Here is a 12109-nt window from a genome sequence, read left to right as displayed (position 1 = left end):
GAGCACCTCCCTTACAAGGAGGGGGTCACTGGTTCGAGACCGGTATCGCCCACCACTTTATTTTCAAATTATCCAAATAATTTTCTTTTCCCGTTCAATCTATTACGTTTACGTGATAAAGTGCGCAAACATTGTCATGTCTCATTTTAGTCTGTTATGCATCATAGGGAAAATTCATGATCGCTTATATTTTCTTAGCTTTATTCACGATTGCGGCAGTGATTTTTATCGTAAACTCTCATTATCGTTGGACTTATTTCTTTGCTATTACGCTTTTTACTTTTTTATTTGGCGGGATGCTTATGGTTTCTGGCCAATGGCAACGTGCTTTAAATTTTTCATCTGTGCTTTTTGTTGTGCTGATGTTATTTCACCGTTTAAAAATTCATTATTACAAACAGCCTTTGCTAATTTCAGATTTCTTTCTTGTGGTAGATTGGCGAAATTGGGAAACCTTAATTCATTATAAAGGTGCGTTGTTTGGCGTTATTGGGCTACTTGCGTTATTAGGTTATGCGATTTTTGGTTTTAATGATGTCGGATCTTTAGGGCTATTAGGTAACAGCATTGGAGCGTTATTGTTTATCCTTAGCTTTAGCTTGATGTGGCATTATTCTAAAAAGCCAAGTGCGGTGCAAGTTTGGTTAGATTCTTTACCCGATGATGGTCGCGATGTGTTTTTGAATTTACCAATGTCTTGCCGCGGTATTTTTTTCAAGGTGCCAAATTTTGATGGCAATAGCCAAAATTTTATTGAAAAAATGACCGCACTTTCATCTGATACAAACAACGTATCTGAAACAAAACCCGATATTGTTGTAACATTAATGGAATCCACGCTGAATCCTCATCAATTTGCTTTTAGTCAGCAATCTATTCCGCCACTTTCCATGTTTGAACCTCAAAATGATACAGTATTTGCTTCGCCGTTGCGTGTACATACTTTTGCTGGCGCAACGTGGAAATCAGAATTTGCTTTTTTAGCTGGTGTGCCTTCGACCGATTTTGGCGCGTTAGCAAGTGGCGTTTTTTATTCTGTTGTACCGCACTTGCAATCAGGTTTAGTGAAAAATCTAAAAGCACAAGGATATTTTTGTGTTGCCTTGTCGCCTTTTACAAAAGGTAATTACAATGCGAAATTCGCTTATGATCATTTTGGTTTTGATTTGATGTTGCAGCCTCAAGATCTCGGTTATCCTGCGCCTATCAGTAAAAATCTTTGGGATATTAGCAGTGAAGAAATGATGAAGTACACCCGAATGATTTTGGAAAAACAACATCCAGCATTAGAAAATGTGGAGCAGCCAATGTTTGTTTATGTATTGACTATGCGTGAACATGGTCCATACGAATTGGGCATGGAAAATACATTTAATCTTCAAATGCCTAATTTAGAGGTTAAAAGTATTTCTGCATTGAATGACTATACTCAACGTATTGTCGCCTTGAATGAGGCGATTGAAGGAATGAATAACTATTTACATGAACGTAAAAAGCCTTTTGTTCTAGGGTATTTCGGAGATCACCAAGTAGCATTTGATAATGTTATCCCTCCGAAGAAAGGGGATTATGCACAGCCTGATTATGTGACACAATTTGTTGTAAGAAGTAATTGTGCGAGTCAATTTAAGCAAGAGCAACATTTTTTAGATCTCGCTTTTGCCGGAGGTGTCTTGATGAATGTCGCTGGATTATCAGCAGAAGATGAATTTATGAAAGCGAATATGGCAATGTGCAAATTGAGTAATGGCAAATTAGAAGATTCTTCTGATATTCAGCTACTCAATGATTATCGCCATTATTTATACCAAACATTGGCAATTGCCCGATAATTTTCTTAGATCGAGCATTATTGCTCGATCTGCTCTCTAATTTCATCCAAGGTTGAAGCTAATTGCGCACCAACTAGCACCACAAGCCAACTTATTTGAATCCACAATAACATAATTGGTAAAGTTGCCATTGCACCATAAATTAATTGATAAGAGGGAAAAGTGACGATATACCAAGTAAAGGCTTGTTTACCAAGAGTAAAAAAAATCGCGGCAAGAAATGCACCGTAAGCTGAATGCTTAATTTTCACTTTTTTATTCGGTACAACCGTATAAATAAGCGTAAAAATAAACCAAGTAAATAAAAAAGGCACAAAACTGAGCAATTTTAAACCTAATGATAAATGTTCCGATTGTTCAAACATTATTTTAATATATGAACTAATCCCAATACTAACGCCAATAATAAGTGGGCCAAGTGTCAAAATCATCCAATAAATCGCAAAAGAAGAAAGCGGAGAGCGAGATTGACTATTGTGCCAAATACTATTTAATGTTCGGTCGATATTATTAATCAACATCAAGGCAACGGCAATTAAACTCACAATTCCCACCGCACTCATTTTCTTTGAGTTTGATACGAATTGATCGATATATTCACCCACCATATCACTCGCTGATGGCGCGAAATTGGTGAAAATCATTTCTTTCAATTCTCCAGTGACTTCATTGAATACAGGAAATGCAGAGAATATAGAAAAAATCACCATTACCATTGGCACGATAGCAAGCATCGTGCTGTAAGTTAGTGCGCCAGCAGCTTGGTTGAGTTTATTTTCTGAAAAACGTTTCCAAAAGAGCAGGCTAAATTGTTTCAATGAAATCATAAAAATCCCCCACAGCAATGTTTAAATTTTTTACCAGAACCACATACACAAGGTTGTTTCATTGTAGGCAAGGATACGGTCGGATCCACAAAGTACCAACGGTTTTCAATTTTCACAAAAATTGACCGTTCTTCATGAGCTAGTACTCTCTCTTCGCCTTGAAAAATAGCTTTAAATTCCACCGCACTTTGAGTTTTTGTGAGGTTTTCTGTTTTTAGGATTTCTAACCCTAGCCATGTAGTGTTGTCAGCCCATTCTTGCAATAGATGAGTTTCTAATAAAGTTTGTTGGCTTGGCACAGTTGTTGCAACAATATAAGGTATATTTTTTAAAACATAAGCCGTATAACGTGAACGCATGAGTTGTTCAGCAGTTTCGGGAAACGATTGTCTCAAATGAAATTTACCACAACAATCTGCGTACTGATGACCAGATTGACATGGACAATCTTCCGAAAGTGCGGTTGAAATTTCTGACATATTTATCCCTGTTGTTTGAATTTCGATACTTGCGATCGAATTGAGCGTTTAAAGGCTTCAGCTAATACTTCAATATCTAATGCTGCTTCTAGTTCAGCTTCATTTTCGGGTGCAGATAACAATCGATTTAAATGGCGAATTGTTACTTGCGGATAAGGGCGCGCGAGCAATTTTAATTCATCACCTTGTCTAATTTCTCCCGTTTCAATGACGCGAACATACCATCCACTGAGCCCAGTTTGATAAACAATATCGCGAGTCTCTTCGTTTTCCGTATTTTTTGATAAACGCTCACAAGGTTTACGTGGTTGAGATACTTCTAAAATTGTTGAGCCGATTTGATAGCGATCACCAATACACACATTGTCTTCATTCAAGCCTGACACGACAAAATTTTCTCCGTAAGTGGCGGTTTCCATGTAAGAAAAATCTTTATTTAATAAAGCATTTAATTTATTAAAAGAATCGGCCGACATAAAAAAGAGAGCTTTATCTACACCGCCGTGATGTTTTTTTAAACCAACATCGTTTCCTTCCGCACCAAGAGAATGAATTTTTACCGATAGCACAACTTTTTTACGAATCGCGCTTTCATACTGGCTTCCATCGGAAAAGGTTAGGGTTTTAACTTGTCCCACTTTTATAACTAAAATTTTTGCATTCATTTTATTTTTCGCTTGTTCTAGAAAAAATTTACGTGGAATTATAACCGAAAACGTTTAACTTTTTGACCGCACTTCTTTTTTTACTTATTATTCCTTACCAGAAAAATGAAAAGGAAATAATGAAAATGTTTGAAAGAGAAAACAGAATTTTCTAAAAATGTTTTATTTCTTTTCTTTAAAACAAGATTTTTCCTAAGGGCGAAATCATCACGTTCAATGATAATAAGGAGATTTATTATGTCAGACGTATTCCACCTAAACCTCACCAAAGCACAACTTAAAGGCGCAACACTCGCTATTGTTCCTGGCGATCCTGCACGTAGTGAGCGTATTGCTAAACAACTTGATAATCCAGAGTTTCTTGCTAGCACGCGTGAATTTACTTCATGGTTAGGTTATCTCAATGGACAACCTGTTGTTGTATGTTCTACGGGTATTGGTGGGCCATCAACATCAATTTGTGTAGAAGAACTAGCTCAACTTGGTGTTCGCACTTTCTTGCGTATCGGTACAACGGGCGCAATTCAACCACATATTAATGTAGGCGATGTTCTTATCACAACGGCTTCTGTTCGCTTAGATGGTGCAAGCCGTCATTTCGCACCATTAGAATATCCTGCAGTGGCAAACTTTGAATGTACAACCGCACTTTATAATGCAGCGAAAGCAAAAGGTATCGAGCCTTATGTGGGTGTAACCGCATCATCTGATACATTCTATCCAGGTCAAGAGCGTTATGATACCTATAGCGGTAAAGTATATCGTGATTACCAAGGTCTACTTAAACAATGGCAAGATTTGAATGTGATGAACTACGAAATGGAATCGTCAACATTGTTTACCATGTGTAGCGCATTAGGTTTGCGTGCTGGGATGGTTGCGGGCGTGATTGTAAACCGCACTCAACAAGAAATTCCAAATGAAGCAACAATGAAACAAACAGAAGAAAAAGCTGTGTCTGTTGTGATCGCAGCTGCTCAGGCGTTATTAAGTTAATATCTTTTAATTGAAAGAATAAAGCCCTGTAATCTGCACCCAAAAGTTGGACGAAACAACTAACTGATTAAGGTGCAGATTTTTTATGATTAAATATACCCAATCCGTCAAACAACAAGTGATCGATTTTTATCTTCAACACAGTAAAAATCCTTTTCTCACAAAGAAATATTTTCATTTTACTGACACAATGTTAAGAGACCGGATTAGACAATTTAGGGCTATCCTAGATACTAACTTAAATTCCTCTTAACTAATTGTTTTAAAGTGAGTTTAAAACTGCTCTAAACAGAATAACTCATAGAGTTTTGATAGTGAGAATTTAACTAAATCATCGACCATATAATCAATAAATCGTACAAATTCTGACTGAGTTGAACTAATGAAAGATGGGTAATAGGCCTAAGTGAATTTAAATATGTAGAAAATGGTAGCAAAGCTTGAGGGGCAAACCCTATTTTACATTTTGCCCAAGGGTTGCAATATCAAATAAGAAGTTATCAAGAAATCCTGTTGAAAAATAGTATTTGAAAAGTATGTCAAGAAAAGGAAATTGTCTAGATAATACGATGATAAATAGCTTCTTTGGATGGTAAAAACGGGGTTTACGATAGAAAATAATTTGATGCTTTTGAGCAACTCGAAAAATGATCCATGAATACATTCATTATTACAATCATGAGCGTATTCAGTTTAAACTAAGAGAACTAGCCCTATAGTTCCCATAACTTAGCCTTGATTTAACAATCCAACCTTTTTGTCGTTGCTGAATTATCAAGGCTTTAGTTTTTCTATCAAAAATGATGGTAATTATAATGATACCCAACACTTGGGACTACAGGGATAACCGGTAGCGAACTTCTCACTAGAGTTCTAACCTTATTATCACTCGCATTCAATTTTAAGTTAGTATCAACTTGACTTGCCACTTTATCTTTCTGTGCCTGAGTAACCGTATTACCACTTGTTACACGAGCATTATATTCTTGCACAGACTTCATATCATAAACACCGTTACCAGTTTGTGCTGGCTGAGATGAGCATGCTACTAAACCTAAACTTGCACAAGTTACAAAAACTATTTTTCTCATTTAATATGATCCTATTTACAAATTACGTCAGTTAATACAGCTCTACCTTCTGATACATAATTAGCTGCTTTTTCCTTTAGTTTTTTATTTTCTTGTGATTGAATACGCTTAGACACATTTTTATCTGTAATTGAATAAACTGGCACATAACTTAAATTTTGAGGATCTTTTTGATTATAAATCGTTGCACCCGTTACACTACCGTAATATTCACTTTTATCATTTGGTGAAAGATAATTGTGAGTTGAATTTGTGTAATCCACACCTATTTTTACTTTAAATCCTTGACAAATACCAGCTGGAGACTCAAAAACACTTTCTGATGAACTTATCTCATTAATTTTATAAACTTTTAACTCAATGCTTTGACCCAATTTCTGAGTATCATTACTTGATATATCAGAGCTAAAGGCTTTCTTATCTTTTTCATCAACATAAGTTACTGAACTAGATGTATCTTCAGCAATAGATAAATGCGGTATAAACAAACTAACCAGCATGCTACAAAATAAAGAAAAAGAAATACAATTTTTGTAATTCATCTCCAGTTCTCCTTAACGTTCTTTAAAGTAATTTCTAATATTAAAATAGCTATTTGCCAATTAATAGCATTACCGAACTATATCAAAAAGACTTATATGATACTAGGTTATTTTTCAGGAGTGATACTTTTTGATTTTTCTTCGTTTTGAGCCTCTAAAGCATCACGCGCGGCACGGATACTTTTTTCAATTAGTGGCACACGCTCATCATCTTTCGGCATTAAGCGTAGCATCATCGCCCAAGTCACGGCTGCCATTTTATAATCTTCCGTTTCAAAATAACGGAATGCGAGCAGACTTAACGCTTCAATGTTAGTGTGATCTTGACGGATCACTTGACGCAATAAATCGCCACCTTTAAGTTTATCAGTCGCGTCTTCAGAAAACATCAATATGCGAGCATAGCCTAATTTATATTGCACATTATCTGGTTCGAGTTTATTAGCCTTTTGATAGCTATCAAATGCTAAACGTGCATCACCTAAGTTCATTCCAATTTGACCGAGCATCCACCATTTTTTTGCATCGTTTGCATTTTTCTGTAAATCTATACGAAGTGCGGTAGAAAATTGCTGCATTTCTGCATCAGAAAATGGATTTTTATCTTCATCTTTCATTCGTTCAAAGAAATAGGGCAATTTAGCATAAGTTTGCTCTAACATCAATTCAGCTTGCCAAGAACCCACCATAAAATAAGAAGAGCCCGCGATAATTCCTAGCGCTAACACGCCAGATACAAACCATACTTTCCCATAAGATTTGCCAGAATAATCCACGTTCTCTTGAACCTTGCTCGGCACATCATCAAGCAAGGTTTTCTGTAATTCTTGTTTGAGTTGCTCAACATTTTCAACTAAACCTTGGGAATTATCCTGCTCAATTTCTTCCAAGCGTGAGAAATATAACGCCTTATTTAAATCATCACGTTTTTGCCCATGTTTCGCTTTGAATTGACGCAATAAAGGATAAAAACAAATTAACGCCACAACTAAAGTGGTTAATATAAAAATTAATGCAAAATTCATCTATTTATCCTTGTTTAATAATTCTGCCAAACGCACATTATCTTCATCAGTTAAAACATCTTGGGATTTCACCGCACTTTGAGCTTTTGGTTTACGTCTTAATAAAAACACCACGCCTAACAAAACAAGCAATAATGGCGCAATCCATAGCACTAATGTGCTCGCTGTCATAGGTGGATCGTAAGTTACAAAATTGCCGTAGCGAGCCACCATATAATCCACTACGTCATTTTTCGATTTGCCTTCTTGTAAAAGCTCAAATACTTTGCCACGCATATCCACAGCGATAGTCGCATTAGAATCCGCAATATTGTTATTTTGACATTGAGGGCAACGCAAAGATTGTGTTAATTGGTGGTAATCACTCTCTTGTTGTGGAGAACTAAAATTTAATGCATCAATCGCTGAAAATGCCACTGAGCTAAACAAAAGTGCGGTCAAAAATAGCCATATTTTTTTCATTATTATTGCTCCGAAAGTTTGTCATAAATTGGTTTTAAAGTCTGCGTCCAAACTTTCTCGTTTACATCTCCAGCATAACGATAATGAATCACGCCTTTTCCATCTACAATGAAAATTTCTGGTGCTCCATATACCCCTAAATCCAAACCGAAAGAACCTTTTTCATCCTTTAAAACAACTTTATAAGGATTGCCAAGATCTTTTAACCACTTCATTGCTTTAGGGGATTCATCTTTATAATCTAAACCGATAATTCGCACACCCTCTTTAGCAAGTTTGTTTAAATATTGATGTTCTGCATAACAAGTTGGACACCAAGTCGCCCACACATTAAGCAAAACTGGCTTACCTTGTTGAAACAATTCATTCATGTAAGCTTTATTTTCAAAAAGCTCCGTCAAATTTTTTGCCGGCACAGGCTTTCCAACCAAAGCTGACTCTAACGCTTTAATATCTTCGCCTTGTGCATTACGTTTTAATTGCACTAAAAAAGCAATTGTTATTGATAAAAAGAGAATAAGAGGAACGAGTAATTTTTTTTTCATTTTTTACCGCACTTTAAAATTAGTGCCTAGGGTAAGTATACCCTAGGCTAGTAAAAGTGTAGCCTCTTTGAGGCTAGTTGAAATTCCCCAAAGGGGAACCATTTCAATTAGCCATGAGTATACCTACCCATGGCAGTATAAATTATTTCTTCAACAATGCATTAAACCGATAGCGTCGATCGAACATACACAATAATCCACCTAATGCCATAAACAAACCGCCAATCCAAATCCAGCGAATAAATGGCTTGTAATATAAGCGTAACGCCCAAGAATTGTCCTCAAGTTTTTCGCCAAGAGCCACATAAAGGTCACGAGTTAAACCACCAGCAATAGCGGCTTCCGTCATAGACATCCGACTTACTGTGTAAAAACGTTTTTCTGCGAATAAACTTGCCTCTGGTTGCCCATCTTTCGAAATATCAATTTGAGCTTTTCCACCAATGTAATTTGGACCATTAACATCCGTCACACCTGCAAATTTAAAATCGTAACGACCAATTTGTGCGCTCTCGCCGACTTTCATTCGAACATCACGTTCTACGCTGAAGTTTTGGCTAAATGCAATTCCCCATACGGTCATTGCTACACCTAAGTGAGCTAACATCATTCCCCAATGAGAACGAGATAGTTTGCGTACGCCCACAAAGAATGGTTCACGATGCGTCGCACGTTGTTGCAATTCATAAAGCGCAAGTAACGCGATAATCACGGTCATCATTGAACCAAGCACCGAACTCACGGTAATTTTATCTTGCAAGAAGTAAGGTAACGCAAAACCTGCAATCACCATAACAAATACGCTGATAACAACAGGCGTACGAATTGCAGAAAATTGGTCTCTACGCCATTTCACCAAAGGGCCAATACCAAGCAATAATGCAAATGGTGTCATAATGATTAAGAACATTTGATCAAAGAATGGCGCACCAATAGAAATAGAACCTAAACCAAGTTGTTTGTGAACAAGTGGTAACAACGTTCCTAAGAATACAACGCAAAGTGCGGTCATTAATAAGATATTATTTAATAACAACATACTTTCACGTGAATAGCGTTCTGCATTATCGCGAGAACGAATTTGACTTCCTTTATACGCATAGAGTGCTAGTGACCCACCAATCACCACAACGAGGTAAGCCAAAATATACAAACCACGAGTTGGATCCGATGCAAATGCGTGAACTGAAACTAAGATACCAGAACGAACTAAGAACGTACCGAGTAAACAAAGTGAAAAGGCTAAAATCGCAAGTAATACTGTCCAAGCTTTAAAAGAACCGCGTTTTTCTGTGACAGAAAGAGAGTGAATCAATGCTGTTCCCGCAAGCCAAGGCATAAACGAGGAGTTTTCCACTGGATCCCAGAACCACCAGCCACCCCAGCCAAGCTCATAATAAGCCCACCAAGAACCGAGTACGATACCTAAAGTTAAAAATACCCAAGCAGCAAGCGTCCAAGGACGTGACCAACGCGCCCAAGCTGAATCTAATTTTCCCGTCATTAAGGATGCAATCGCAAACGCAAATGCCACAGAAAAACCAACATAGCCCATATAAAGTAATGGAGGGTGGAAAATCAAGCCTATATCTTGCAACATTGGATTGAGCTCTTTTCCGTCTACTGGAAAATCTGGGAAAGTACGAGTAAAAGGATTTGAAGTGAACAAGACGAACAACACAAAACCTACGCTAATAATCCCCATAATACCAAGCACGCGAGCAACCGCTTCTTGGGGTAAATGTTTACTCAATAAAGCAACGGCAGATGACCAAACGGCGAGTAACCAAATCCACAGTAATAAAGAACCTTCATGAGAACCCCATACGGCAGACAAACGATAATAAATAGGTAAAACCGTATTAGAGTTATTCACTACATACTGAACACTAAAATCATTTACTGCGAATACATAAAATAATGCAGCAAAAGCGATACTTAGACTTGCAAATAAACCATAAGTCATTGGGCGAGCTAATGCCATTAATTGTGCATTACCCTTTTCCGCCCCCCATAAAGGGAAAATCGCCAACATAAGCGATACGGCTAAACTTAAAGCTAGCGCATAATTTCCTAATTCAGCAATCATTTTGCGCCTTCTTTTTGTTGACGATCACGTGTGCTTTCGCCTTTTAAATCTGCATCGCCAATACCCATTGGTTTATGCACTTTTTGCATTTTTTCACCTAATTCTGGTGGCACATAATTCTCGTCGTGTTTAGCCAATACTTCTGTTGCGGTTAAAACGGTTGGCTGAGTTAATACCCCTTGAGCCACAATACCTTGTCCTTCACGGAAAAGATCTGGCAAAATGCCTTCATATTCAACAGTGATCGCAGGGCCAATATCATTTAAATCAAACCGCACTTTTAAGCTTTTTGGATCACGCACTACTGTGCCTTCAACCACCATACCGCCAACACGAATACGCTGTCCCACATCAGGTTTTTGATTCGGGTTATTATCCTTACCTTGGATCACTTCAGATGGCGTATAAAACAAGTCGATATTTTGACGTAACGCATACAGCATCAATCCACTTGCAATAGCAATGCCGAGCACAACAAAAATAACTAATTTAAATCTGGATTTACGTCTTGGATTCATAGTGTGTTCCCTTTATTTGCTTGTTGTAAACGTTCTTCGCGTTGTTGCTCACGCAATACATTTTGTAACACTGTCTTGCGTTGTTTTACACTTTGAACAATTAAGGCAATAACTGCCACTAAACTTACTGTATAGGATAACCATACGTAAAAACCGTAGCCACCCATATTAAAAAAATCACTCCAAGTTTGGAAAAACATAAAATATTCCTTATAAAAAATCGCTAAAAAACTAACCGCACTTTATTTCAGTGTTTGAGCCAATGCTTTAACCCAAGGACGTTTCGCATCTTCTTTCAATAATTCCACGCGATAACGAACTAAAGTGAGCCAAATATACAAGGTTAAAAAACCGAAGATACACAAAATTAATGGAACCAACATTGGAATTGCAATGGATGGTTTTTCCAGTTTAGTGATACTCGCACCCTGATGTAACGTGTTCCACCATTCCACAGAAAAATGAATAATCGGTAAAATCACGACCGTTGTAATGCATAAAATCCCGGCAGCTTTTGCTCCTACGTTACGATCTGAAAAAGCAGAATAAAGCGCTAAGATACCAAGATAAAGAAAGAATAAAATCAATTCTGCAGTTAAACGAGCATCCCACACCCACCAAGTGCCCCACATTGGTTTACCCCAAATTGCGCCTGTAACAAGCGATAAGAAAGTAAACAATGCACCAATTGGCGCCATTGCAATCATTGCGAGATGAGCTTGCTTAATTTGCCACACAAGGGCAACCACAGCTGCAATCGCCATTGAACCGTACACACCCATTGACCAAATCGCTGTCGGCACATGCACATACATAATTCGGAAACTATTACCTTGTTGATAATCTGCTGGAGCGAATGCTAAGCCCCATACAATGCCGACACCGAGTAAAATAAGCGTTAAAAATGCAAATAGCGGACTCAATTTACCGCAGATACGATATTGAGTTTCGGGTTTTGCATAAGGATGTAGCCACTTCCACATAAAAAAGCTCCTTAAAAATTAAAGAGAAAAACCACCGCACTTTTATACGGTGGAA

At 37.4% G+C, this 12109-nt stretch carries 14 protein-coding genes and 1 pseudogene; 3 read left to right on the top strand and 12 right to left on the bottom strand.

Going from position 1 to position 12109, the window contains the following annotated elements:
• Positions 1–176: 176 nt before the first annotated feature.
• Positions 177–1832 carry a phosphoethanolamine transferase Lpt6 gene (gene lpt6, locus ABW51_RS07405; protein WP_053466215.1) on the top strand — a complete coding sequence of 552 codons (1656 nt, stop codon included), beginning with the start codon at positions 177–179 and terminating at the stop codon, positions 1830–1832.
• A 17-nt stretch (positions 1833–1849) separates the two neighbouring features.
• Here lpt6 and ABW51_RS07400 read toward each other — a convergent pair whose 3' ends face one another.
• From ABW51_RS07400 to ABW51_RS07390, 3 genes are read right to left on the bottom strand one after another with little or no spacing between them, the layout of a single operon-like run.
• Positions 1850–2659: a virulence factor BrkB family protein gene (locus ABW51_RS07400; RefSeq protein WP_053466214.1), complete on the bottom strand. Its 810-nt coding sequence runs from the start codon at positions 2657–2659 to the stop codon at positions 1850–1852.
• The gene (locus ABW51_RS07395) at positions 2656–3138 is read right to left on the bottom strand and encodes a YchJ family protein (protein ID WP_053466213.1); all 483 of its coding nucleotides are present in this window, start codon (positions 3136–3138) and stop codon (positions 2656–2658) included. Before ABW51_RS07395 ends, ABW51_RS07400 begins: the two co-directional genes overlap by 4 nt.
• A 2-nt stretch (positions 3139–3140) precedes the next feature.
• Positions 3141–3803, bottom strand: coding sequence for an MOSC domain-containing protein (locus ABW51_RS07390; RefSeq protein WP_053466212.1), 663 nt, complete (start codon positions 3801–3803; stop codon positions 3141–3143).
• Between the two features lie 237 nt (positions 3804–4040).
• Between ABW51_RS07390 and udp the strand changes: the two genes are divergently transcribed.
• Positions 4041–4799 carry a uridine phosphorylase gene (gene udp / locus ABW51_RS07385; RefSeq protein WP_053466211.1) on the top strand — a complete coding sequence of 253 codons (759 nt, stop codon included), beginning with the start codon at positions 4041–4043 and terminating at the stop codon, positions 4797–4799.
• Between the two features lie 447 nt (positions 4800–5246).
• A pseudogene (locus ABW51_RS10570) lies at positions 5247–5518 on the top strand (IS3 family transposase); the annotation flags it as partial.
• 75 nt (positions 5519–5593) lie between these two features.
• Here ABW51_RS10570 and ABW51_RS07380 read toward each other — a convergent pair.
• From ABW51_RS07380 to ABW51_RS07340, 9 genes are all read right to left on the bottom strand, one after another.
• A complete protein-coding gene (locus ABW51_RS07380; RefSeq protein ID WP_053466210.1) occupies positions 5594–5890 on the bottom strand; it encodes a hypothetical protein in 297 nt (98 codons plus the stop codon).
• Positions 5891–5901: 11 nt separating this feature from the next.
• Positions 5902–6432 (bottom strand): hypothetical protein, encoded by a 531-nt coding sequence (locus ABW51_RS07375; RefSeq protein WP_053466209.1) that lies wholly within the window; start codon positions 6430–6432, stop codon positions 5902–5904.
• Positions 6433–6539: 107 nt separating this feature from the next.
• The gene (gene ccmI / locus ABW51_RS07370) at positions 6540–7457 is read right to left on the bottom strand and encodes a c-type cytochrome biogenesis protein CcmI (RefSeq protein WP_053466208.1); all 918 of its coding nucleotides are present in this window, start codon (positions 7455–7457) and stop codon (positions 6540–6542) included.
• Positions 7458–7919, bottom strand: a complete 462-nt coding sequence (locus tag ABW51_RS07365) for a cytochrome c-type biogenesis protein (protein WP_053466207.1) — start codon at positions 7917–7919, stop codon at positions 7458–7460.
• Between the two features lie 2 nt (positions 7920–7921).
• Entirely contained in the window at positions 7922–8464 is a 543-nt protein-coding gene (locus ABW51_RS07360) for a DsbE family thiol:disulfide interchange protein (RefSeq protein ID WP_053466206.1), read from the bottom strand.
• 142 nt (positions 8465–8606) lie between these two features.
• Positions 8607–10553 (bottom strand): heme lyase CcmF/NrfE family subunit, encoded by a 1947-nt coding sequence (locus ABW51_RS07355; RefSeq protein WP_053466205.1) that lies wholly within the window; start codon positions 10551–10553, stop codon positions 8607–8609.
• Positions 10550–11071 carry a cytochrome c maturation protein CcmE gene (ccmE, locus tag ABW51_RS07350; RefSeq protein WP_053466204.1) on the bottom strand — a complete coding sequence of 174 codons (522 nt, stop codon included), beginning with the start codon at positions 11069–11071 and terminating at the stop codon, positions 10550–10552. Before ccmE ends, ABW51_RS07355 begins: the two co-directional genes overlap by 4 nt.
• A complete protein-coding gene (ccmD, locus tag ABW51_RS07345) occupies positions 11068–11271 on the bottom strand; it encodes a heme exporter protein CcmD (RefSeq protein WP_053466203.1) in 204 nt (67 codons plus the stop codon). The genes ccmE and ccmD overlap by 4 nt, the downstream gene beginning before the upstream one ends.
• 42 nt (positions 11272–11313) lie before the next feature.
• Complete coding sequence (locus tag ABW51_RS07340; RefSeq protein WP_005634316.1) at positions 11314–12054, bottom strand: heme ABC transporter permease; 741 nt, start codon at positions 12052–12054, stop codon at positions 11314–11316.
• Between the last annotated feature and the right edge of the window lie 55 nt (positions 12055–12109).

Origin of the sequence: Haemophilus sp. C1, from assembly GCF_001276515.1 — a bacterium.
Classification (GTDB): Bacteria; Pseudomonadota; Gammaproteobacteria; order Enterobacterales; family Pasteurellaceae; genus Haemophilus.
The sequence above is the reverse complement of the archived record's forward strand: the minus strand, read 5'-3'. Positions and strand labels throughout refer to the sequence as shown.

Bases quoted from the DNA above. Each gene is read 5' to 3' on its own strand.
- lpt6 (WP_053466215.1), top strand. From the start codon at position 177: ATGATCGCTTATATTTTCTTAGCTTTATTCACGATTGCGGCAGTGATT.
- ABW51_RS07400 (WP_053466214.1), bottom strand. From the start codon at position 2,659: ATGATTTCATTGAAACAATTTAGCCTGCTCTTTTGGAAACGTTTTTCA.
- ABW51_RS07395 (WP_053466213.1), bottom strand. From the start codon at position 3,138: ATGTCAGAAATTTCAACCGCACTTTCGGAAGATTGTCCATGTCAATCT.
- ABW51_RS07390 (WP_053466212.1), bottom strand. From the start codon at position 3,803: ATGAATGCAAAAATTTTAGTTATAAAAGTGGGACAAGTTAAAACCCTA.
- udp (WP_053466211.1), top strand. From the start codon at position 4,041: ATGTCAGACGTATTCCACCTAAACCTCACCAAAGCACAACTTAAAGGC.
- ABW51_RS07380 (WP_053466210.1), bottom strand. From the start codon at position 5,890: ATGAGAAAAATAGTTTTTGTAACTTGTGCAAGTTTAGGTTTAGTAGCA.
- ABW51_RS07375 (WP_053466209.1), bottom strand. From the start codon at position 6,432: ATGAATTACAAAAATTGTATTTCTTTTTCTTTATTTTGTAGCATGCTG.
- ccmI (WP_053466208.1), bottom strand. From the start codon at position 7,457: ATGAATTTTGCATTAATTTTTATATTAACCACTTTAGTTGTGGCGTTA.
- ABW51_RS07365 (WP_053466207.1), bottom strand. From the start codon at position 7,919: ATGAAAAAAATATGGCTATTTTTGACCGCACTTTTGTTTAGCTCAGTG.
- ABW51_RS07360 (WP_053466206.1), bottom strand. From the start codon at position 8,464: ATGAAAAAAAAATTACTCGTTCCTCTTATTCTCTTTTTATCAATAACA.
- ABW51_RS07355 (WP_053466205.1), bottom strand. From the start codon at position 10,553: ATGATTGCTGAATTAGGAAATTATGCGCTAGCTTTAAGTTTAGCCGTA.
- ccmE (WP_053466204.1), bottom strand. From the start codon at position 11,071: ATGAATCCAAGACGTAAATCCAGATTTAAATTAGTTATTTTTGTTGTG.
- ccmD (WP_053466203.1), bottom strand. From the start codon at position 11,271: ATGTTTTTCCAAACTTGGAGTGATTTTTTTAATATGGGTGGCTACGGT.
- ABW51_RS07340 (WP_005634316.1), bottom strand. From the start codon at position 12,054: ATGTGGAAGTGGCTACATCCTTATGCAAAACCCGAAACTCAATATCGT.